This is a genomic window from Planifilum fulgidum, from assembly GCF_900113175.1.
GTDB lineage: Bacteria > Bacillota > Bacilli > Thermoactinomycetales > DSM-44946 > Planifilum > Planifilum fulgidum.
This window is the reverse complement of record NZ_FOOK01000023.1, coordinates 1-21,377: the sequence shown is the minus strand read 5'-3', so window position 1 is coordinate 21,377 and position 21,377 is coordinate 1. Positions and strand designations below refer to the sequence as shown.

Genomic DNA, 21,377 nt, shown 5'->3' with positions numbered 1-21,377 from the left:
GTGTCGACCTGTGGCAGTTGTCCGGTCAAACTTCGGGATGCATCCCCCTGCCGAGGTCGACGCGCGATCGATGCGATTTTGGGCAGACGGAATCCGCAAAAACGCCAAAAAGACCGCGACGGCGGCAAAAAGCTGCCGCTTGGGCGATTGCGGCGGATTGGCGGCATTTTTGGGCGATTTCCATCCGCATGGGACGTCGACCTCCTTTCAAGGGATGTCAGTTTTTAAATTTTATCCCTGCAAAAAACAAATGTCAATCCCCCGACAAGTCTTGAATTTCGTTCTTCAATCGTTTATAATCCGAATTGAATCAAATGAATGATTGTTCATTCAAATGAATGTTGCCATCCCGCCGCGATTTTTCAGACCGGTCGCAAAAAGGATCAAAAGACGACATCTTCATGAGATGGGGGGAATCGTCGATGACCTATTCTCTGGAAGGAAAAGTGGCATTGGTCACGGGAGCTTCCCGCGGGTTGGGACGGGCCGACGCGCTGGCCCTGGCCCGGGCGGGAGCCGACGTGGTGATCACCGACATTTTGCTGGAAAGCATCGATGACGACGAAACGGCGCAAAAATACGGGCCGATGAGCCAGGTGATGAAGTCGACCGGGGTCGTCTACGCCGAAAAAACGGCGGAAGAGATCCGCAAAATGGGGCGCCGTTCGATGGCCATCCGGATGGACGTCACCGACCGCGACCAGGTGAACGAGGTATTCCAGAAAGTGAAGGAAGAGATGGGCGGCATCCACATCCTTGTCAACAACGCCGCCACCCTGGACCACGTCTCCCGCATCGAGTACCAGAATGACGAGTTCTGGGAAAGGGATCTGAGGGTGAACCTGACGGGGGCCTACAACTGCACCAAGGCGGTCTGGCCGATCATGAAGGAGCAAAACTGGGGGAGGATCATCAACATGGCCTCCGTCGCCGGAACCATCGGCGGTTTCGGGCAAGCCAGCTATTCCACGACCAAGGCGGGAATCATCGGTTTCACCAAGAGCATGGCCCTGGAAGGCGCCCGCTACAACATCACCGTGAACGCGATCGTTCCCGGCATTGTCAACACGGAAGCCTTCCAGATGATCGATCCCAAGATGCGGGAGCGGATGATCCAGCGCACCGCCTTCAAGCGTCCCGGCGAACCGGAGGACATCGCCAATGCCATCTGTTTTCTCGCATCGAACCACGCCAAGTACATCACCGGCATCGAGCTTTATGTGTCCGGCGGAATTGAACTGTTCACCTTCTGATCCCCGCCGGCAAGAAGGAAGGCCCGTTTTCCGACGGACGGGATCAGGCTTTTTCATTCGAGCGAAAAAGGGGAGAGGAAGCCAGTGAGTTCGAGGGATGCTGTAATCATTGACGCCGTGCGGACGCCCATCGGCCGGAAAAAGGGGCTGCTGAGCCGGACCCGGCCGGACGAAATGGCGGCCCATGTGCTTTCCGCCATCGTGGAACGGAACGGGATCAAGCCGGAATGGGTGGAAGACGTGAAGATGGGCTGCGTCACGCAGATCGACGAACAGGGGTTCAACATCGGGCGGATCGCGGCTTTGATCGCCGGTTTCCCCGTGGAAGTTTGCGGGGTCAGTTCCAACCGGATGTGCGGTTCCAGCCTGGAGACCCTGAACCAGGCGGCCCACGAAATCATGGCCGGGATGGGCGACCTGTTCATCGCCGCCGGGGTGGAGAGCATGAGCCGCGTTCCGATGGGAAGCGACGGCGGAAACTTCAGCTCCAAGTTGACGGACCGGTACATGATCATTCCTCAGGGCTTCTCCGCGGAGATGATCGCCTCCCAATGGGGATTCACCCGGGAGGAGCTGGACCGGTTCTCCTATGAAAGCCATCAAAAGGCCCTGCGCGCCCAGCGGGAAGGATGGTTCGACCGGGAGATCGTTCCCATCGACGTGGTGACGGAGGAAGGGGAGACGGTCCGGATGGAGAAGGACGAGACGCCCCGGGCGGACACCAGCCTGGAAAAGATGGCGCAGCTTGAGCCCTCCTTCCAGGCGGACGGCGTGGTGACCGCCGGCAATTCCAGCCAGATTTCCGACGGAGCGGCGGCGGTGCTGGTCGCCTCCCGGGAAAAAGCGGAGGAGTTGGGGCTCAAGCCCCGGGCGCGGATCGTCGCCACCGCCACCGCCGGGGTGGATCCGACGATCATGTTGACCGGCGTCATTCCCTGCACGGAGAAGGTGCTGAAAAAGGCCGGCCTTACCATGGATGATATCGATCTGTTCGAAGTGAATGAAGCCTTTGCTTCGGTGGTGCTGGCCTGGCAGAAGGAAACCGGGGCCCCCTGGGAGAAGGTGAACGTCAACGGCGGAGCGATCGCCCTGGGCCATCCGCTGGGGGCGAGCGGCGCCCGCATCACCGCCACGCTTTTGCACGAAATGGAGCGGCGCAAAGCCCGTTATGGATTGATGACCATGTGCATCGGCTTCGGCATGGCGATCGCCACCATCATCGAGCGGGAAGGGTGATCGGTGAAAGAAGCGGGCCTTTCCACCGAGGGCCCGCTTTTTTCCTTTCAAGGATGTAAACGCTTTCCCGAAAAGGAGTGGAGGTAGTGGAATTCCGACGGCAGGATTTTCTCAAGGGGATGAAGGTGCTGGATTTCTCCCGCTACCTTCCCGGGCCCTTTGCCACCATGCGCCTGGCCGACATGGGGGCGGACGTGATCAAGGTGGAGGATCCCCACATCGGCGATCCGGCCCGCCATTTGCCCCCCCTTGCCGAGGAAACGGGTCGGCTCTTTCTTCTCCTGAACCGGAACAAGCGGAGCCTGGCGATCGACGTGAAGACGGAGGCGGGACGAGAGATCCTTCATCGCCTGATACCGAAGGTGGACGTGGTGGTGGAGAGCTTCCGGCCGGGCGTGATGGCCCGGTTCGGCCTGGATGCGGAGACGCTCCGCAAGATCCATCCCGGCCTGATCTACTGTTCCCTCACCGGATACGGCCAGCATGGCCCGATGGCTTCCCGGGCGGGCCACGACATCAATTACGCGGCCGTAACCGGTCTGTTGGACGGAATCGGAACGTATGGAGGTCCGCCGTCGATCCCCACGGTCCAGGTGGCCGACCTGGCCGGAGGCATGGCGGCCGTCGAACAGATCCTCGCCGCCTGGGTCCGCCGCCTGCGCACCGGCGAAGGGGCGGTCCTGGACGTGTCCATGACGGATGTTTTGCACAGCTGGCAGGTTTTTCCCCTCGCGTTGGAACAAAGCGGTGAGAAGGTCACCCGGGGCTCCCACCTTTTGTGCGGGGCGATGACCGCCTACCATGTGTATGAAACGGCGGACGGCCGTTACGTCGCCCTGGGGGCGCTGGAGCCCAAGTTTTGGAATCGTTTTTGCGACGCGGTGGGCCGTCCGGAATGGCGGGACCGGGGCTTTTCGCCCCCCGATGACCCGAGCGGATTGTACCGGGAAGTGGCGGAACTGTTTCGGAGCCGAAATTTGGAAGAGTGGGTCCGCATCGGCGAGGAGGCCGACTGCTGTCTCACGCCGGTCCTCACCCTTTCCGAAGCCGTCCGCTCCGCCCAGGCCCGGGAGCGGGAGAACTTTTTCGCGCTGGATCATCCGACGGAGGGATTTCAGGTGATGCCCAACAGCGGGTTTTTGTCCTCCCGCGACAAGCGGGAGGGAAATCCCGTGACGCCGGCTCCCCGGCGGGGGGAACACACCGTCGAAATTCTCCAGGAGATGGGCTTTCGCCGGGAGGAAATCGACCGCTTTATGGAGGAAGGCATCGTGGAGGGAGGAAAATCCCCATGATTTCCTTTCAGATGACGGATGAGCAGCGTCAAATGCAGCGGCTGGCCCGCCGGTTCGCCGAAGAGGAGATGCGGCCGGTGGCCCCCGAGTGCGACGAGCAGGAACGCTTTCCCCGGGAGGTGTACGAAAAGGCCCACCGGGCCGGCCTCATCACCTACCGGTTTCCGGAGGAATACCTGGGAGGGGGCGTCGACAGCCTCCTCACCTCCTGCATCATCTCGGAGGAGTTGTTCTGGGGATGCGCCGGGATGGCCACTTCCTTCGGCGTGACCGCCCTGGCCGCCGGGCTGATCCACTGGTTCGGGACGGAGGAGCAGAAGCGAAGGTGGCTCACTTTCCTGTGCGATCCGAAGCAGGCCCGCCTCGGGGCCGTCTGCCTCACCGAGCCGGGGGCCGGCTCCGATTTCGGCGCCATCCGGACCCGGGCGATCCGGCGGGGGGACGAATGGGTCATAAATGGCCGGAAGTGCTTCATCACCAACGGGGGAATCGCCGATCTGTACCTGGTTTTCGCCAAAACGAAGCCGGAGGACGGCCACAACGGGGTTTCCCTCTTTCTCGTCCCGAAGGACGCGCCGGGCATTTCCGGGGGAAAAAAGGAGCGCAAGATGGGGCAGCGGGCTTCCCATACCGGCGACGTCATCTTTGAAGATTGCCGGATTCCCGCCGAATTCCTGGTGGGCGAGGAAAACCGGGGCTTTTTCTACGCGATGAAGATGCTGGAGCACTCCCGGCCCATCGTGGGGGCGGCGGCGGTGGGAGTGGCCCGGGCGGCCTACGAATACGCCCTGGATTACGCCAAGCGGCGCGTCCAGTTCGGCAGGCCCATTTTCCACCACCAGTCGATCTCCTTCATGCTCGCCGACATGCGCACCAAGATCGACGCCGCCCGGTTTCTGGTGTGGCGGGCCGCCGAGCTGGCGGACCGGGGCGAGTCCTGCGCCCTGGAGGGAAGCATGGCCAAGGCCTACGCCGCGGAGATGGCGATGGAGGTCACCACCCAGGCGGTGCAGATCCTCGGGGGATATGGCTACATGCGGGACTTCCCGGTGGAGAAGTGGATGCGCGACGCCAAGGTGCTCAGCATTTACGAGGGGACGACCCAGATCCAGAAGCTGGTCATGAGCCGTTTGATGTGAGGGAAGGGACGCCTTTTCTCCTGCGGAAGAATTTCTGACGTCCCGTGGCGGAAATATGCGCCGGAGATCCCGGCCGCCCGGCGGCCGGGCACATTTTTTCGGGCATCCCGCAGCCGGAGGGAAGAGAGAGTTTTCCTTTTCCGCAAAAGGGGAAAGAATCATGTAATCAACTTATTTCCCTATTTTTCGATGGGCAAACAGTCCATTGGATCCGGAAGTTGCACCTCTTTCCGCCGGCGTCTTTCCCCTTTTGTTTCATGGTCCGTTCTTCTCTATAATGAAATTGCGCACGTTTTCCATCAGAAAGGAGCATTTTTTGTGAAAATAAGAGGCGTGGCACACCGGGGCTATCCCCTGCGATATCCGGAAAACACCATGTCTTCGTTTCAAGCCGCCTATGATCTCGGATTCACCCATCTTGAGATGGACGTCCATCTGAGCAAAGACGGTATTCCCGTCCTGATGCATGACCCGACAATCGACCGCATGACCGACGGGGAGGGCTGGATCAAGGATTACACTTTGGAGGAATTGAAACGGTTCCGCGTGGGGAGAAATGAAACGATTCCCACTTTGGAAGAGGCCCTGTTGTTTGCCAAAGGCAAAATGACCGTGAAAGTGGAGTTGAAGCAACTGGGAAACCTGTATCCGGGGATGGAGGAGACCGTGCTGGAGGTCCTCAAAAAAACGGACATGTTGGACCAGGTCTTCATTTCCTCCTTCAATCATTACGCCATCGCCAACATGCGCAAACTATCAAGCGAAGTGGAATTGGGGCTGATTCAATGGGGATCCACCCCCACTGTCTTTCCCTTTATGGAGGAGATCCGTGCCCGCTACCTGTCCCTCAGGGTCGAATATCTCACGGATGACTTCGTGGAGCGTTGCCGGAGGTCGGACATCCAGCTGATTGTGTGGCCGGTCAATCTAGAATGGCAGTTTGACAAGGCGGCACGATATCCTTCCGTGTTGTGCGTGACCGATAATTTGGAGCATTTCAAGGAAATGTATGAACAGCGATTTCAATAGAAGCGGATCGCCCGGCGCGATCCGGCTTTGAAAGGGATCTGCCGAACGGACCGGGAGACTGCTGAGGATCCTCGGCCTCCGGAGCGGAAAAGCTTCGGCGGATCCTTTTTTTCGAAGGGGGCTCTTTCCGTCGAGGGCGGAGGAAGGCTTTTGCCGCCGTTTTCGCGAAAAGGGGCGATCGCCCCGCGGGATCAAAGCCCCGCATCATCCGGAGGAAAAGGAGTCGAAAACGTGTGCTGCAGCGAGAAAACCGCGATATTTGACATGGATGGGACGCTGTTTCAATCGGAAACGGTGGCCTTGCCCGCTTTCCGCCGGGCTTTCATGCGGCTGAGGGAGGAGGGGCTTTACCGGGGGGATCCCCCGTCCGACGGGGAGATCCAATCGGTGTTCGGAATGACCCAGGAGGAAATCTGGTCCCGCCTGTTGCCGGAGGCGGACGAGGGGACGAGGAAAAGGGCCGACCGCTGGACCCTGGAGGAGGAGCTGGCCGGTTTGCGGCGGGGAGAAGGCCGGCTGTATCCCGGGGTGGCCGAAACTTTGCGCCGCCTGAAGGCGGAAGGGTGGCGGCTGTTTATCGCCAGCAACGGGCTTCGCTCCTATCTCGACGGCGTGCTGGAAACCTTTCGCCTCAGCCCGCTCTTTACCGGCGTTTACGGGGCGGGGGACCACGGAACGGAAACCAAGGAAGAACTGGTGCGCATGTTGATGGAAGAGCACGGGGTCACCGGCGGGTTCATGGTGGGGGATCGGAAATCCGACGTCCGGGCGGGCAAGGCCAACGGCCTGAAGGTGATCGGTTGTCGTTATCCCGGATTCACCCGGTTCGGCCGGGAGGATGAATTGAAGGATGCCGATGTTGTGGTGGACCGGTTCCCGGACATTTTACCCGTCTTGTTGAACCGTTGCGGAGATCCATCCTGATTTTCGCCGAGGGGACCGGTGAAGAATTGGGAACAAGGCGGTGACAAAATGAACAGCGTGTGGACCCTTCCCTATTGGGAGACGGCCTTTCGTCTGTTCATGGCGGCGGTGCTCGGCGGTCTGATCGGCTGGGAACGGGAGAGGGATGCGCATCCGGCCGGTTTTCGGACGCACATTCTCGTCTGCCTCGGATCGGCGTTGATCATGCTGATCTCCATTTACGGATTTTCCGATTTCATTAAGGAGGAAAACGTGCGGGCCGATCCCGCCCGGCTGGCCGCCCAGGTGGTGAGCGGAATCGGCTTTTTGGGGGCGGGAACGATCCTCCGGCACGGGTTGACGGTGAGCGGGCTGACGACGGCGGCCTCGCTCTGGGTGGTGGCCGGCATCGGTCTGGCCGTTGGGGCCGGATACATGTTCGGCGCGGTGTTGACCACCATCCTGGCCCTGGTGAGCCTGGAGCTGTTGAACCGGATGGAAAGGCTTGTGGTCGGGCGCCGCCGTCTTGCAAAGATCGTGGTCACGGTCAAGGACGAGCCGGGAAAATTGGGAGAGCTCGCGTCCGTTTTGAGGGAAATCGGCGCCGGCATTCGCAAGGTGACCATCGATGAGGAAGATCCGGGGGATGGACGGATCAAGATCTCCTTCACGATCCGCCTTTCGGAGGAGATCTCCACGACGCGGATCGTGGAGGAGGTGCGCCGTGTAAAAGGCGTCAAAGGCGTGCGCACCGGATGAAAAAGCGGCGGGTGTGTGCCCCGCCGCTTTTTGCGTCTCTACCGGAAATCGGTTTCGCTGTATGAAAGCAACCCGGCGGCGGAACACTGGTAATGAAAGGACCGATGGGAGATCGTAACGGGAGGTTTCCTGAAAGCAGGGTCCACGCGCATTTTTTCAGAAAACCCCTTGCATTTCCCGCGGAGGGATATATAATAGAAAGTGAAGGTCAAAGTTAGTCAAAGTCAACAGGGGGTTGTTCGATGCCCAGCATTTCGGATATCATCGAGCACCACTTGAAGAAGATCCTCGACCAGAGCCGGTCCGGGATCATCGAGATCAAGCGGAGCGAGCTGGCGGACCGGTTTCAGTGCGTTCCTTCGCAGATCAACTATGTGATTAGCACCCGTTTTACAGTGGAAAAAGGGTATATAGTGGAGAGCAAACGGGGGGGCGGCGGCTACATCCGGATTCGCAGGGTGCGGCTGGCTTCCCCGGGGAGCGTCTACGATGTCCTCCTGCGCCAAATCGGCGAGTCGATCAGCCAGTCCCAGGCGGAGGACATCATCGATCGGCTTCGGGAGGAGGAGTTGATGACGCCCCGGGAGGCCCGACTGATGCGGCGCATCATCGCCCGCGACGTCATGCAGCTGCCGGTGCCTCTAAGGGATCAGGTTCGTGCCCGGATCATGCGCGCAATGGTAACCATCCTATTCGCGGGAAAAGGAGAGTGACGCCGCCATGTTATGCGAAGAGTGCGGCAAGCGGATGGCCACCCTGCATTTCACGAAAATCATCAACGGCGAGAAGACGGAGTATCACCTGTGTGAAGTGTGCGCCAAGGAAAAAGGGGAGAAATTTACCGGTCTGGACACCGGATTCAGCTTTCAGGATTTGTTGTCGGGTCTTCTCAATCCCGACCTCTCCCAGGGGAACCGGCCGGAATGGGTTCAGTCCACCGGACTTCGCTGTCCGACGTGCGGTCTGACCTACGGGCAATTTGCCAAGATGGGCCGTTTTGGATGCATGGATTGTTACCGGACCTTCAAGGATCGGCTGGATCCCCTGTTCCGCCGGGTTCACGGGCACACCTCCCATCGGGGGAAGGTTCCGGAGCGAACCGGTGGAAAGTTGAAGATCCATCGGGAGATCGAGCGGCTCAAGGAGGAACTTTCCCGGCGCGTTCAAGCCGAGGAATTTGAGGAAGCGGCCCGCCTGCGCGACCGGATTCGGGAACTGCAGGGAAAACTGGAAAGTCAGGGAGGTTGATGCGCGTGTCCCATCGTTATGTCCGAAATTCCGTCAGCGAATGGATGCGAGGAAAAGGCCCCCAATCCGACATCGTCATCAGCAGCCGGGTCCGGATTGCGCGCAACTTGGCCGACCTTCCCTTTCCCACCGTTGCCGACGAGTACCAAGCCAAGGAAGTGCTCAAGCGGGTGGAGCAGGTCTTTCGCCGGGGACGGGACAATCCCGTCTTCAGCGACGCGCAATGGATTTCCATGGCGGATCTGACCGATTTGGAAAAACGCGTGCTGGTGGAAAAGCATCTGATCAGCCTCAACATGGCGGAGGAATCCCGCCACGGCGCCGTGATCCTGAGCGGCAACGAGGCCGTCAGCATCATGGTGAATGAGGAGGATCACCTGCGCATCCAGTGCCTGTTTCCGGGCTTCCAGCTGGTGGACGCCTGGCGGCTGGCCGATCAGCTGGATGATTGGTTCGAAAAGCGCCTCAACTACGCCTTTGATGAGAAATGCGGTTTTTTGACCAGTTGTCCCACCAACGTCGGGACGGGAATCCGCGCTTCGGTGATGGTGCATCTGCCGGCGCTGGCCATGGCGGAACAGCTGAACCGGCTCCTGCCGGCCATCACCCAGGTGGGTCTGGCGGTGCGGGGAATTTACGGAGAGGGCAGCGAGGCCCTCGGAAACCTGTACCAGGTATCCAACCAGGTCACCCTGGGGCTGACGGAGGATGAAATTCTCGACAAGTTGCAGGGAGTCGTGCAGCAACTGATCCAGCATGAGAAAAACGCCCGGGCCCATCTGATGGAAATCTCCCCCATCCAACTGGAGGACCGGGTGTACCGTTCCTACGGCATTTTGACCAACGCCCGCGTCATCGATTCCAAGGAGGCGATGAGCCGGCTGTCGGATGTGCGGCTGGGAATTGATCTCGGACTGATCCGCGATGTGTCGGCCCACGTGATGAATGAACTGATGGTGATCACACAGCCGGGATTTTTGCAGCATCAGGCGGGGCAGATTCTCACACCGGAAGAGCGCGACAAGCGGCGAGCCGCGCTGATTCGCGAACGGTTGGCGCAGGAAAGGCGGTTTTGAAAGGTTCTAAACCAGGCTGAGGAGTCGGAACCAATCCTTTCGAGCGAGGTGTTGAGATGATGATGTTTGGCCGGTTTACCGAACGGGCGCAAAAAGTGCTGGCCCTGGCCCAGGAGGAAGCGGTCCGGCTGGGACACAGCAACATCGGAACGGAGCACATTTTGCTGGGACTTGTCCGGGAGGGAGAGGGCATCGCGGCGAAGGCCCTGATCGGATTGGGACTGGGTCTGGAGAAGATCCAGAAGGAAGTGGAATCCCTGATCGGCCGCGGGCAGGGACATCCCATCAACATCGCCTACACCCCCCGGGCCAAAAAAGTGATCGAATTGTCGATGGATGAGGCGCGCAAGCTGGGGCACACCTACGTGGGCACCGAGCACATCCTGCTCGGGTTGATCCGGGAAGGTGAAGGGGTGGCGGCCCGGGTCCTGAACAACCTGGGCGTCAGTCTCAACAAAGCGCGGCAGCAGGTGCTGCAGCTTTTGGGCAGCAGCGAGGCGATCTCGCCCCATCAAGGCGGCAGCGCCGCCAACACCCCCACCCTGGACAGCCTCGCGCGGGATTTGACGGCGGCCGCCCGGGAAGGGAAACTGGATCCGGTGATCGGCCGGAGCAAGGAGATCGAGCGGGTGATCCAGGTCCTTTCCCGCCGGACCAAAAACAATCCCGTCCTGATCGGGGAACCGGGGGTCGGGAAGACGGCCATCGCCGAGGGCCTGGCCCAGCGGATCGTCGACGGGGAGATTCCCGAAACCCTTCGGGGCAAACGGGTGATGACCCTCGATATGGGAACCGTGGTGGCGGGGACCAAGTACCGCGGGGAATTTGAGGACCGCCTGAAAAAGATCATGGATGAGATCCGCCAGGCGGGCAACATCATCCTGTTCATCGACGAGCTGCACACGCTGATCGGGGCCGGTGGAGCCGAGGGGGCCATCGACGCCTCCAACATCCTGAAGCCGGCTCTGGCCCGGGGCGAGCTGCAGTGCGTGGGCGCCACCACCCTGGATGAATACCGGAAATACATCGAGAAGGATGCCGCCCTGGAGCGCCGGTTCCAGCCGATCGTCGTCGATGAGCCCACCCCCGAGGAAGCGATCCTCATCCTGAAGGGGCTTCGGGATCGCTATGAGGCGCATCACCGGGTGAAAATCACCGACGAGGCGATCATCCAGGCGGTTCGGCTGTCGGACCGGTATATCACGGACCGCTATCTCCCCGATAAGGCGATCGACCTGATTGACGAAGCAGCCTCCAAAGTGCGCCTCCGCTCCTATACGGTTCCCCCGGAGCTGAAGGAACTGGAGCAAAAGCTGGAGGCCATCAAAAAGGAAAAGGACGCCGCGGTGCAAAGCCAGGAGTTTGAAAAGGCGGCTTCTCTCCGCGACAAGGAGCAAAAGCTGAGGGAAGAGCTGGAGATTACCCGCAACCGCTGGAAAGAGGATCAGGGCAAAACCGATTCGGAAGTGACGACGGAGGATATCGCCGAAGTGGTGGCCAGCTGGACGGGGATTCCCGTGCGCAAGTTGGCGGAGGAAGAATCGGAGCGCCTCCTGAAAATGGAGGAAATCCTGCACCAGCGGGTGATCGGCCAGGAAGAAGCCGTCAAAGCGGTTGCCCGGGCGATCCGTCGGGCTCGGGCCGGGCTGAAGGATCCCAAGCGGCCCATCGGCTCCTTCATCTTCCTCGGTCCGACGGGCGTCGGGAAGACGGAGCTGGCCCGGGCTTTGGCCGAGGCGTTGTTCGGCGACGAGGACGCGATGATTCGCATCGACATGTCCGAATATATGGAGAAGCATTCCACCGCGCGGCTGGTGGGGGCGCCCCCGGGATACGTGGGCTACGACGAAGGGGGACAGCTTACCGAAAAGGTGCGGCGCAAGCCCTATTCGGTGGTTCTCTTCGATGAAGTGGAAAAAGCCCACCCCGAGGTGTTCAACATCCTGCTGCAGGTGCTCGAAGACGGACGCCTTACCGACGGGAAGGGGCGCACCGTCGATTTCCGCAACACGGTGATCATCATGACCTCCAACGTGGGGGCGAGCACCATCCGCAAAAACTCCCGGTTGGGCTTCACCGCCGGGGATGATACCGACTATGAGAATATGAAGGAAAACGTTCTGCAGGAGTTGAAGCGCACCTTCCGTCCCGAGTTTCTCAACCGGATCGACGACGTGATCGTCTTCCATCCCCTGGAGGAAGTCCACCTGCAGCAGATCGTCTCGCTGATGGCCGAGGAACTGCGGAAGCGCCTGAAGGAGCAGGACATCGATTTCATCCTGACCGAAGAAGCCAAGAAACATTTGGCCAAAGAAGGGTACGATCCCACCTACGGAGCCCGTCCCCTGCGCCGGGTGATCCAGAAGCACATCGAGGACCGGCTTTCCGAAGCGCTGCTTAGCGGCACGATCAAGCGGGGCGACACCGTTCGCATCGACGTGAAGGACGGAAAACTGGTCGTGGAGGGGAACGAGCTCAGCCCTTCGCGGCAATGAAAAAGACCCCTCCTCCGCTCTCGGCGGGGGAGGGGTTCTGCTTTAATAACCACAGCGGTTTCTCACCCAGGGGCGTCCTTGGCCGGTCGACGGATGAATGTTATTTTAGGATGAAACGGCGCTGGAAGAAAACGCTGGTTGATCTGATTGCCGGTGTTTCTCCCGTCCTGAAGGGTTTATGAACGTTCCGCATTGTTTATCGATGACAACGTGCTCCTTGGCGGCGTTGACAGGGAAGGATATCGTCAATGCTCATTTTTTTGCTGTCAACGAGTCTGCGGATGCGCGTGAGCTCGGGCGGAAGAGGTTATGGGATGCAAAATATATGGAGGCATGACCTTAGGTGAAGGCGATGGCTGTCAATCGCATCGGAAAATGAAAAGAAACGACATCAGGAATCGATCTTGATCCAAGGATTTTATAAAATCGCTTGGCAGCCGTTGCAAATCATCATTTGTATGAACTTGAGTTTCATCGCAAGCTGTTCCCGCTGCATGACGGTGAAACATTTTTCAGGGAAGAGATCTTTTCTCAAAAGGTGCTGGCGCTGACAACCCCGATGCAGCCTTTTCAGAGATATGTCAAAAGGAAAGTCATCGAAAATGGTTCGGAAGTTAAGCTGAATCACTAAGAAAGGGAGTAATCGTGATCGCTCCGAAGACGTGCACTCCCTCCAAAAGGAGGCGCGCCGGGGACCCGCGATCGCGGCGTCGCCTTGTCGGGGGATTTTCGGGGCGGTCCAGGAATTTTGCGCTATCGGAGATCGATGAAAACCATGTAACCTGTGTAGAAACCCAAGAAGCTTTCACCCTCATGATAATACTCCACAACATACCTTTCCTTCGGGCAAAAGATCCAAGTATCAGCTAACGGATATAACATAATCGATGGCTCCATCTTTTTTGCGATTGAGGGAGGGCGTCTTGTTTTAAATGTGGGAGTAACGCGGGATGTTCAGCTCGCCCCTTATTTTCCGGATGGATCGTGATGCAGTTGATTTGCCTGCCCTACGGGAGAAGGGTGAAGTCGAACCGGATGGTGATCGTCCGCAAAACGGCGCTGGAGAAGTTCCTGCCGGCCCGGATGTCGGCCGGAATCGTCCTCATTCCGTTGATTGATTCCTTCACTCCGCTCCTCGACTTTGCCGATTACCGGCTCTCGCCCTGGACGGTTTGGCGGGGCATCGGGATCACCGCCGTCGCTCTGGGATTCTTTTGGCGCGCCCATGCGGATTTGGGGAGAAACTGGTCCCCCGCCCTCGAATTGAGGGAGGGGCACGAGCTGATCACCCGGGGAGTTTACCGAAACGTGAGACATCCGATGTATGCGTCCAGCACGTTGTGGGGGTCAGGCCGGGGACTGATCCCGCATAACTGGATCGCGGGCTGGTCTCCCCTCCTCTCCCTTTTGATCCTGTTTTTCCTGCGCGTTCCCCGGGAGGAACAGATGATGATCGATCCGTTCGGGGAGGCGTACCGGGCGTACAGACAGCGGACGGGGGCCATCTTTCCGCGGTGGCGGCGGGGATGAGCGGTGGCGCCTTGGGGGAAGGGCCGAGTCGCGAGGGTTGGGAGGGCGCCGTCCGTCCCTTCCGGAAATGTTCACAAATTCTCCGCATCCCGCTTTGATCTGAAGGCAGACTGTGGTATTTATGACTGTGGGAGCAGAAACTGTAGGTGACAGCGAGAAAATCGCATTACGGAAGAGAGAAGGGATGAGACGTGAGCTTTGAACGGATTCACCTGATCGTGATGGACTCGGTGGGCATCGGGGAGGCGCCGGATGCGGCGGATTTCGATGACGTGGGAGCGGACACCCTCGGCAAAATCGCCCGGGTGTGCGGCGGACTCCACATGCCCAACATGGCGAAGCTCGGCCTTTCCAACATCCGCCCGATTCCGGGAATTCCGGCGGCGGAGCGGCCCATGGCCTATTACGGCAAAATGCAAGAGGCTTCCCGCAGCAAGGACACGATGACGGGACATTGGGAGATCATGGGGCTGTATATCGATCAGCCCTTCCGCGTCTTTCCGGAGGGATTTCCCGATGAGCTGATCCGGCGAATCGAAGCCAAAACGGGCCGGAAAGTGATCGGCAACAAGCCGGCCAGCGGCACGCAGATCATCCAGGAGCTCGGCGAGGAGCACATGAGAACCGGGGCGTTGATTGTGTATACTTCCGCCGACTCGGTGTTGCAGATCGCCGCCCACGAGGAGGTGATCCCCCTCGACGAGCTGTACGCGATCTGCGAATACTGCCGGGAGATCACGCGGGATGATCCCTATCGGATCGGAAGGATCATCGCCCGCCCCTTTGTCGGAACAAAGGCGGGCGAGTTTACCCGGACCGCCAACCGGCGCGATTTTGCCCTGAAACCCTTCGGCCGGACGACCATGAACGAGTTGAAGGATCACGGCCTGGAGGTCATCGCCCTGGGGAAGATCACGGACATCTATGACGGCGAGGGGATTACCCGGACGATTCGCACCGAATCCAACATGGACGGCATGGACAAGTTTGTCGCCACCTTTGACGAACCCTTCACCGGGCTCAGCTTTATCAATCTCGTCGATTTCGATTCGAAGTACGGCCACCGGCGGGACCCGCAGGGCTATGCCCGGGCCCTGGAGGAGTTCGACCGGCGCCTCCCGGAAGTGCTGGACAAGATGACGGAGAGGGATCTGTTGATCATCACGGCGGATCACGGCAATGATCCCACCTTCAAGGGGACGGATCACACCCGGGAGCTGGTGCCTCTCCTCGTCTACTCTCCGCGGTTCTTGGCGGGAGGAAAGCAGTTGCCCCTGCGCAAAACCTTTGCCGATGTCGGGGCCACCATCGCGGACAATTTCGGCGTCCCTCTGCCGGAAAACGGCACCAGCTTTCTTGAAGACCTTCGATAAAAACGCGGGCCGGTGCGGCGCGGCACTTTTCGCGGAAGCGATGCGGGTGTGCGCGCCCTTCGGCATCGGCGCGGACCCATCCATTCACCGCAAAGGAGTTGAAGGAGCATGAGCGTGCATATCGGAGCCAAGCCGGGTGAAATTGCGGAGACGGTCTTGATGCCGGGCGATCCGCTCCGGGCGAAGCACATCGCGGAGCGTTTTCTGGAGGATGTCTCCTGCTACAACGAAGTTCGGGGCATGCTCGGTTTTACGGGAACATACAAGGGAAGGCGCGTTTCGGTCCAAGGGTCGGGGATGGGCATCCCCTCCTTCGCCATCTATGCCAATGAATTGATCCGGGAATACGGGGTGAAGCGCCTCATCCGGGTCGGAACCTGCGGCGCCATGCAGCGGCATGTAAAGGTGAGGGATCTGATCCTTGCCCAGGCAGCCTGCACCGATTCCAGCATCAATCGGAACACCTTCGGCGGGTGGGACTTTTCGCCCATCGCCAGCTTTTCGCTGCTGAAGACCGCCTACGAGCAGGCGGTGTCCAGGGGGATGAGGGTTCATGTGGGCAACGTCTTCACTTCCGATCTGTTTTACCGCGACGATCAATCCGTTGTGCAAAAGCTGATGGACCACGGCGTGCTCGCGGTGGAGATGGAGACGACCGCCCTTTACACCCTGGCGGCGAAACACGGCGTGGAGGCGCTCACGATCCTGACGGTCAGCGATCATTTGTTGACCGGAGAGGAGACCACGGCGATGGAGCGGCAAACCACCTTCAACGACATGATCGAACTGGCCCTGGAAACCGTCGTCACTTTGTAAAATCGCGGGAAAGGGAGCGCATCGACGATGAGAATGGTGGATCTCATCAAGAAAAAGCGCGATGGCGGGGAACTGAGCGCGGAAGAGATCGGGTTTATCATTGAAGGGTACACGAAGGGGGAAATTCCCGATTACCAGGTCAGCGCCCTGGCGATGGCCATCTACTTTCGGGGCATGACCGAACGGGAGCGGGCGGATCTGACCATGGCCATGGTCCGTTCCGGCGAGCAGGTCGACCTGTCGGCCATTGAAGGCATCAAGGTGGACAAACACTCCACGGGCGGCGTCGGGGACACCACCACCCTCGTGTTGGCCCCCCTGGTGGCCGCCCTGGACATCCCGGTGGCCAAAATGTCCGGCAGGGGGCTGGGGCACACCGGCGGCACGATCGACAAACTGGAGTCGATCCCGGGATTTACTGTGGAGTACACCAAGGAAGAGTTCATCGACAAGGTAAACCGGCATAAAATCGCCATCATCGGCCAGACGGCCGACCTGACGCCGGCGGACAAGAAATTGTACGCCCTGCGCGATGTGACGGCGACGGTGGATTCCATCCCGCTCATTGCGAGCTCGGTGATGAGCAAGAAGATCGCCGGCGGCTCCGATGCGATTGTGCTGGACGTGAAGACCGGTTCCGGGGCCTTCATGAAGACGCTGGAGGACGCCAGGGCCCTGGCCGAAGCGATGGTGAGCATCGGCAACCGGCTGGGCCGGAGGACGACGGCCGTCATCTCCGATATGAGTCAGCCCCTCGGCCATGCGGTCGGCAACGCCCTGGAGGTGCGGGAAGCGATCGAAACCCTCCGGGGAGAAGGACCCAAGGATCTGGAGGAGCTGTGCTTGACCCTGGGCGGCCAGATGGTGATGCTCGCCGGCAAGGCCGGATCGGCGGAGGAAGCGGAAGAGAAGCTGAGGGAGGTTCTTCGAAGCGGCAAGGCTTTGGAGAAATTCCGGGAATGGATCGCCAGCCAGGGCGGCGATCCGAAGGCGGTGGACGATCCGGACCGGCTCCCGCGGGCGGCGCATCAGATCCCGGTTCCGGCAAAGGAAAAAGGGGTGGTTGCGGAGATCGTCACCGATCAGATCGGGATTGCGGCGATGATGCTCGGCGCCGGCCGGACCACGAAGGAATCGGAGATCGATTTGTCGGTGGGCCTGGTGCTGCACAAGAAAATCGGGGATCCGGTGGAAAAGGGGGAACCCCTGGCAACCATCCATGCGAACCGGGAAAACGTCGACGAGATCGTCGAAAAGATCCGGGACGGGATCCGGATCGGGAACCGGGCGGAAAAGCCGGCCTTGATCCATGACGTCGTGATCACGGATCCGTCCGAATAAACAAGAATCGCAAGGGAAGGGGAAAGGCGCAAAGGGCCGGTGCCGCCGCGTGAAAGGCGCTGGCCAGGGACGGCTTTCTGTGGCAGAATGGAAGTGAGGAATGCGCTTCATGCTCCCGCTCCAAAATCCCCTCAAACGTTCCGGAAACCCTCCTTCCCCCCCCCTGAAAGCCATCCTCGGAAAATGCTTTCCGGCGAGGACCTTCCCGCAAGCTTCGCGGAAATTGATGGAACAGTTATGTGGGGACAGCGTTTTGCTATATAATGGAGACAGCAAACCGGAGGAAAGCGGGGGGAGCGGCATTGGCGAAGGCGAGGACGACGTTTGCTTGTCAAGAGTGCGGCTATGCTTCCCCCAAGTGGATGGGACGCTGTCCCGGGTGCGGCTCGTGGAACACGATGGTTGAAGAGAGAGAGATGGCGGCCCGCACACCGGGCGGCGCGATGCTCCGCCGAAAATCCCAACCGGCGGCGACGCCCATCACCCGGCTGGAACGGCGCCGGGAGGAACGGATGGATGCGGGAATCCGGGAGTTGAACCGGGTGCTGGGAGGCGGTCTGGTTCCCGGATCCCTCATCCTGGTCGGCGGAGACCCCGGGATCGGGAAGTCCACCCTGTTGCTCCAGACGTCCCACCGTTTGGCCGCCCGCGGCTCCGCCGTCCTGTATGTGTCGGGGGAGGAGTCGGCGGAACAGCTCAGGATGCGGGCCGATCGCCTGAATGCCCTGGATGACCGCCTGTTTGTCGTGGCCGAGACGGACCTTTCGGCCATCGGTTCCCTGGTGGAACAGGTCCGGCCCAAACTGTTGGTGATCGATTCGATCCAGACCGTTTACCATCCGGAGATCACCTCCGCCCCCGGAAGCGTGGCCCAGGTGCGGGAGTGCACGGGTCACCTGATGCGTCTGGCCAAGGAACAGGGGGTCACCGTGATCATCGTCGGCCACGTCACCAAGGCGGGGGCGATTGCCGGCCCCCGCCTCCTGGAGCACATGGTGGATTGCGTCCTCTACTTTGAGGGGGACCGGCATCACGCCTACCGGATCCTCCGGGCGGTCAAAAACCGCTTCGGGTCCACCAATGAAATGGGCGTTTTCGAGATGAAGTCGGACGGGCTGGCGGAGGTGGCCAATCCGTCGGAGATGTTCCTCTCGGAGCGGCCCACGGGGGTGGCCGGGTCGGCCGTCGCCGCCAGCATGGAGGGAAGCCGTCCGGTCCTCGTGGAGGTGCAGGCCCTCGTGTCCCCGTCGGGCCTGGCCACCCCGAGGCGGATGGCCACCGGTTTGGACCACCACCGGGTGTCCATGATCCTGGCGGTTCTGGAAAAGCGCCTCGGAATGTTTCTTCAGAACCAGGACGCCTATGTGAACGTCGTCGGGGGAGTGCGGCTTTATGAGCCGGCCGTCGACTTGGCCGTGGCAGTCAGCGTCGCTTCCAGCTTTCGCGATCGGCCGACCGGCCCCCGGGATGTGTATGTGGGAGAAGTGGGATTGACCGGAGAGGTTCGGAGCGTCGCGCGGCTGGAGCAGCGCCTGGCGGAAGCGCGCCAGATGGGTTTTCAAAACGCGATCGTTCCACGGAAAAACTTACGGTCCCTCACCCCGCCGGAGGGACTTAAGATCATCGGGGTGGGATCGGTGGAAGAAGCTTTGGAGGTGGCGTTGGGAGGGTCGATTGGTTGAAGGAGGAAATGGAGCGGGAGATCTTCGTCCAAAGGGTATTGCGGCTGGTGGCTCCCGGCACCCCCTTCCGCGAGGGGTTGGACAGCATCCTCGGGGCCAAAACCGGAGCATTGATCATCGTCGGTTACGATGAACGGGTGGAAGCGATTGCCGATGGCGGATTCCGCATCGATTGCCCCTTTTCCGCCGCCCATCTGTACGAACTGGCCAAAATGGATGGAGCCATCATTTTGAGCGATGACGGCAAACGGATCCTGTACGCCAATGTGCATCTGGTTCCCGAATCCTCGATCCGGTCGACGGAAACGGGAATCCGACACCGCACCGCCCAGCGCACCGCCCGCCAGACGGGGAAGCTGGTGGTGGCCATTTCCCAGCGGCGCAACGTCATCACCCTGTATCAGGGGGAGTTTCGCTACACCCTGCGGGATATCGGCGTAATTTTGGCCAAGGCCAATCAGGCGATTCAAACCCTGGAAAAGTACAAGTCGGTGCTGGACCAGTCCATCACCAACCTGAGCGCCCTGGAATTTGAGGAACTGGTGACCCTGAACGATGTGGCCACGGTCATTCACCAGATTGCCATGGTCCTTCGCATCAAGGCGGAAATCGAAACCTACATCAACGAGCTGGGAACCGAAGGGCGGCTCATCAGCATGCAGCTGAAGGAACTGGTGTCCAACATCGAAGAGGAAGCGAAGCTCCTGATACAGGATTACAGTTATGATGCCGGTTCCCGCGCGCCGGAGGAAGTGTTGGACGAGCTGAAAAACCTGTCCTCCGATGAGCTCCTGGAACATGAGCACATCATCCGGGCCCTGGGCTACCCGGAAACCGTCAACATTGAGGATGATCCCATCTCTCCCAGGGGATATCGGATTTTGAACAAGATTCCGCGCCTTCCCTCCCCGGTGATACAAAAGTTGATCGACCGGTTTAAAAATCTATCAAAAGTGTTGACGGCCAGCCTCGAAGAATTGGACGAGGTGGAGGGAGTCGGCGACATCCGGGCGCATACCATCAGGGAGGGGCTGAAGCGGATACAGGAGCAAGTGTTTATTGACAGACATATATAAATAACATAGAATGGGGAAATAACGAACGATCGATGGTGAAAGGGGTGGGATCCCGCTGGCCCGGTCCATTTAAGAGTTGAGGGGGTTCCCTTGATGTTTGTCAAGACGCTTCCCAACATGTTTACCGTCGGGAACTTATTTTTAGGGATCATCGCGATTATTTTTGCGTTTCACGATCAGTGGCAATACGCCGCGATGATGGTGATTATCGGAATGTTTTTGGATGGCCTGGACGGCCGGGTCGCACGGATGCTCAACGCCCAGAGCGAATTCGGAAAGGAGCTGGACTCCCTTTCCGACGTGGTATCCTTCGGCGTGGCACCGGCGCTGATCATGTACGTGGCCGTTCTTCACGATATGGGGGTTGTCGGCTGGATCATCACCGCTGTTTTTCCCATCTGCGGCGCTTTGCGGTTGGCCCGGTTCAATGTGGAACCCGGCTTGCCCGGCTTTTTCATCGGCCTGCCCATCACCGCCGCCGGCGGCGTGTTGGCGACGATGGCCCTCTACAGTGAAATGACGCCCAGTCCGCTGTTTCACATCTTGGGCATGTTGCTTCTGTCCTATCTGATGATCAGCCGGGTCAGGTATCCCAACTTCAAGAATCTGGGGATGCCCCGCCGCATCTACTGGGTGATTCTGCTGTTTCTGGTGGTGACGGTGGTGGTTGCGGCGCGGTATCCGGAGCATTTCCCCAAATTTGTCTTCTTCCCGCTGGCGATTTACGCGGCCTATGGCTTGAAACAAACGGTCCATCGCCGTCGCCAGAGGAATTCGGAGGAGCCGGCGGAGGAATTGAAGCCCTGAACACGAAGAAACCCCGATCCTTCGGGGTTTGAGATTGATGACAAACCCCCTGGCTCTTTTCGCAAGAAAAGCGCCAGGGGTTGCATGTTTATGGGAAATAAACAGATAAAGGAAATTAGATTTGGTAAATTAGGCGGATCACAAAGCCTTTTCCTCTCTTCGAGAGGAGCAAGGCCATTTTTTTGATGTTTTGAGCCACGGCAATAAGGAGGCATTGCTCTCTGACTTTGGCAAGCCCCCTGTAGCGTGCATAACGAAGCCCATGAAGTTCTTTGGCGTCAGCGAAGCTGCGCTCAATGGTCTGACTCCGTCGTTTATA

21 protein-coding genes are annotated in these 21,377 nt (G+C 59.6%); 19 read left to right on the top strand and 2 right to left on the bottom strand.

Annotated elements, in window-relative coordinates; translation table 11 throughout:
* Nucleotides 1-25: 25 nt before the first annotated feature.
* Nucleotides 26-190: a hypothetical protein gene (locus tag BM063_RS17680; protein ID WP_177199134.1), complete on the bottom strand. Its 165-nt coding sequence runs from the start codon at nucleotides 188-190 to the stop codon at nucleotides 26-28.
* Nucleotides 191-422: 232 nt separating this feature from the next.
* Here BM063_RS17680 and BM063_RS12350 point away from each other — a divergent pair, with 232 nt between their 5' ends.
* From BM063_RS12350 to pssA, 19 genes are all read left to right on the top strand, one after another.
* Nucleotides 423-1,253: an SDR family NAD(P)-dependent oxidoreductase gene (locus BM063_RS12350; protein ID WP_092039460.1), complete on the top strand. Its 831-nt coding sequence runs from the start codon at nucleotides 423-425 to the stop codon at nucleotides 1,251-1,253.
* Nucleotides 1,254-1,337: 84 nt separating this feature from the next.
* On the top strand, nucleotides 1,338-2,489 hold the full coding sequence (locus tag BM063_RS12345) for a thiolase family protein (RefSeq protein ID WP_218154440.1): 1,152 nt from the start codon (nucleotides 1,338-1,340) through the stop codon (nucleotides 2,487-2,489).
* Nucleotides 2,490-2,575: 86 nt separating this feature from the next.
* Complete coding sequence (locus BM063_RS12340; protein ID WP_218154439.1) at nucleotides 2,576-3,784, top strand: CaiB/BaiF CoA transferase family protein; 1,209 nt, start codon at nucleotides 2,576-2,578, stop codon at nucleotides 3,782-3,784.
* The gene (locus BM063_RS12335) at nucleotides 3,781-4,923 is read left to right on the top strand and encodes an acyl-CoA dehydrogenase family protein (RefSeq protein ID WP_177199133.1); all 1,143 of its coding nucleotides are present in this window, start codon (nucleotides 3,781-3,783) and stop codon (nucleotides 4,921-4,923) included. Before BM063_RS12340 ends, BM063_RS12335 begins: the two co-directional genes overlap by 4 nt.
* 318 nt (nucleotides 4,924-5,241) lie before the next feature.
* Nucleotides 5,242-5,952: a glycerophosphodiester phosphodiesterase gene (locus tag BM063_RS12330; RefSeq protein ID WP_092039522.1), complete on the top strand. Its 711-nt coding sequence runs from the start codon at nucleotides 5,242-5,244 to the stop codon at nucleotides 5,950-5,952.
* A gap of 231 nt (nucleotides 5,953-6,183) precedes the next feature.
* Entirely contained in the window at nucleotides 6,184-6,876 is a 693-nt protein-coding gene (locus tag BM063_RS12325; protein WP_245752260.1) for an HAD family hydrolase, read from the top strand.
* A 48-nt stretch (nucleotides 6,877-6,924) separates the two neighbouring features.
* Entirely contained in the window at nucleotides 6,925-7,614 is a 690-nt protein-coding gene (locus BM063_RS12320) for an MgtC/SapB family protein (RefSeq protein WP_092039458.1), read from the top strand.
* A 242-nt stretch (nucleotides 7,615-7,856) separates the two neighbouring features.
* A complete protein-coding gene (locus tag BM063_RS12315) occupies nucleotides 7,857-8,327 on the top strand; it encodes a CtsR family transcriptional regulator (RefSeq protein ID WP_092039454.1) in 471 nt (156 codons plus the stop codon).
* A gap of 7 nt (nucleotides 8,328-8,334) precedes the next feature.
* On the top strand, nucleotides 8,335-8,862 hold the full coding sequence (gene mcsA, locus BM063_RS12310) for a protein-arginine kinase activator protein McsA (protein WP_092039450.1): 528 nt from the start codon (nucleotides 8,335-8,337) through the stop codon (nucleotides 8,860-8,862).
* Complete coding sequence (gene mcsB, locus BM063_RS12305; RefSeq protein WP_092039448.1) at nucleotides 8,862-9,938, top strand: protein-arginine kinase McsB; 1,077 nt, start codon at nucleotides 8,862-8,864, stop codon at nucleotides 9,936-9,938. Before mcsA ends, mcsB begins: the two co-directional genes overlap by 1 nt.
* A 59-nt stretch (nucleotides 9,939-9,997) precedes the next feature.
* The gene (locus tag BM063_RS12300) at nucleotides 9,998-12,433 is read left to right on the top strand and encodes an ATP-dependent Clp protease ATP-binding subunit (RefSeq protein WP_092039519.1); all 2,436 of its coding nucleotides are present in this window, start codon (nucleotides 9,998-10,000) and stop codon (nucleotides 12,431-12,433) included.
* 430 nt (nucleotides 12,434-12,863) lie between these two features.
* Complete coding sequence (locus BM063_RS12295) at nucleotides 12,864-13,064, top strand: hypothetical protein (protein ID WP_092039446.1); 201 nt, start codon at nucleotides 12,864-12,866, stop codon at nucleotides 13,062-13,064.
* A gap of 356 nt (nucleotides 13,065-13,420) precedes the next feature.
* Nucleotides 13,421-13,963, top strand: coding sequence for a protein-S-isoprenylcysteine O-methyltransferase (locus tag BM063_RS12290; protein WP_092039444.1), 543 nt, complete (start codon nucleotides 13,421-13,423; stop codon nucleotides 13,961-13,963).
* A 191-nt stretch (nucleotides 13,964-14,154) separates the two neighbouring features.
* Nucleotides 14,155-15,336, top strand: coding sequence for a phosphopentomutase (gene deoB, locus BM063_RS12285; RefSeq protein WP_281246702.1), 1,182 nt, complete (start codon nucleotides 14,155-14,157; stop codon nucleotides 15,334-15,336).
* Nucleotides 15,337-15,444: 108 nt separating this feature from the next.
* The gene (gene deoD / locus BM063_RS12280) at nucleotides 15,445-16,152 is read left to right on the top strand and encodes a purine-nucleoside phosphorylase (RefSeq protein ID WP_092039442.1); all 708 of its coding nucleotides are present in this window, start codon (nucleotides 15,445-15,447) and stop codon (nucleotides 16,150-16,152) included.
* Nucleotides 16,153-16,179: 27 nt separating this feature from the next.
* Nucleotides 16,180-17,493 carry a pyrimidine-nucleoside phosphorylase gene (locus BM063_RS12275; RefSeq protein ID WP_092039440.1) on the top strand — a complete coding sequence of 438 codons (1,314 nt, stop codon included), beginning with the start codon at nucleotides 16,180-16,182 and terminating at the stop codon, nucleotides 17,491-17,493.
* Nucleotides 17,494-17,795: 302 nt separating this feature from the next.
* On the top strand, nucleotides 17,796-19,175 hold the full coding sequence (radA, locus tag BM063_RS12265; RefSeq protein WP_092039435.1) for a DNA repair protein RadA: 1,380 nt from the start codon (nucleotides 17,796-17,798) through the stop codon (nucleotides 19,173-19,175).
* A gap of 8 nt (nucleotides 19,176-19,183) precedes the next feature.
* Nucleotides 19,184-20,251 (top strand): DNA integrity scanning diadenylate cyclase DisA, encoded by a 1,068-nt coding sequence (disA, locus tag BM063_RS12260; RefSeq protein ID WP_092039515.1) that lies wholly within the window; start codon nucleotides 19,184-19,186, stop codon nucleotides 20,249-20,251.
* 93 nt (nucleotides 20,252-20,344) lie between these two features.
* A complete protein-coding gene (pssA, locus tag BM063_RS12255; RefSeq protein WP_092039433.1) occupies nucleotides 20,345-21,058 on the top strand; it encodes a CDP-diacylglycerol--serine O-phosphatidyltransferase in 714 nt (237 codons plus the stop codon).
* Between the two features lie 115 nt (nucleotides 21,059-21,173).
* Here the strand turns inward: pssA and BM063_RS12250 are convergent.
* The coding region (locus tag BM063_RS12250) for a transposase (protein ID WP_177199132.1) at nucleotides 21,174-21,377 on the bottom strand (204 nt) is incomplete at its 5' end.

Bases quoted from the DNA above. Each gene is read 5' to 3' on its own strand.
- disA (WP_092039515.1), top strand. From the start codon at position 19,184: ATGGAGCGGGAGATCTTCGTCCAAAGGGTATTGCGGCTGGTGGCTCCC.
- mcsA (WP_092039450.1), top strand. From the start codon at position 8,335: ATGTTATGCGAAGAGTGCGGCAAGCGGATGGCCACCCTGCATTTCACG.
- BM063_RS12315 (WP_092039454.1), top strand. From the start codon at position 7,857: ATGCCCAGCATTTCGGATATCATCGAGCACCACTTGAAGAAGATCCTC.
- BM063_RS12320 (WP_092039458.1), top strand. From the start codon at position 6,925: ATGAACAGCGTGTGGACCCTTCCCTATTGGGAGACGGCCTTTCGTCTG.
- BM063_RS12275 (WP_092039440.1), top strand. From the start codon at position 16,180: ATGAGAATGGTGGATCTCATCAAGAAAAAGCGCGATGGCGGGGAACTG.
- BM063_RS12290 (WP_092039444.1), top strand. From the start codon at position 13,421: ATGCAGTTGATTTGCCTGCCCTACGGGAGAAGGGTGAAGTCGAACCGG.
- pssA (WP_092039433.1), top strand. From the start codon at position 20,345: ATGTTTGTCAAGACGCTTCCCAACATGTTTACCGTCGGGAACTTATTT.
- BM063_RS12350 (WP_092039460.1), top strand. From the start codon at position 423: ATGACCTATTCTCTGGAAGGAAAAGTGGCATTGGTCACGGGAGCTTCC.
- BM063_RS17680 (WP_177199134.1), bottom strand. From the start codon at position 190: ATGCGGATGGAAATCGCCCAAAAATGCCGCCAATCCGCCGCAATCGCC.
- BM063_RS12300 (WP_092039519.1), top strand. From the start codon at position 9,998: ATGATGTTTGGCCGGTTTACCGAACGGGCGCAAAAAGTGCTGGCCCTG.
- BM063_RS12335 (WP_177199133.1), top strand. From the start codon at position 3,781: ATGATTTCCTTTCAGATGACGGATGAGCAGCGTCAAATGCAGCGGCTG.
- mcsB (WP_092039448.1), top strand. From the start codon at position 8,862: ATGCGCGTGTCCCATCGTTATGTCCGAAATTCCGTCAGCGAATGGATG.
- deoD (WP_092039442.1), top strand. From the start codon at position 15,445: ATGAGCGTGCATATCGGAGCCAAGCCGGGTGAAATTGCGGAGACGGTC.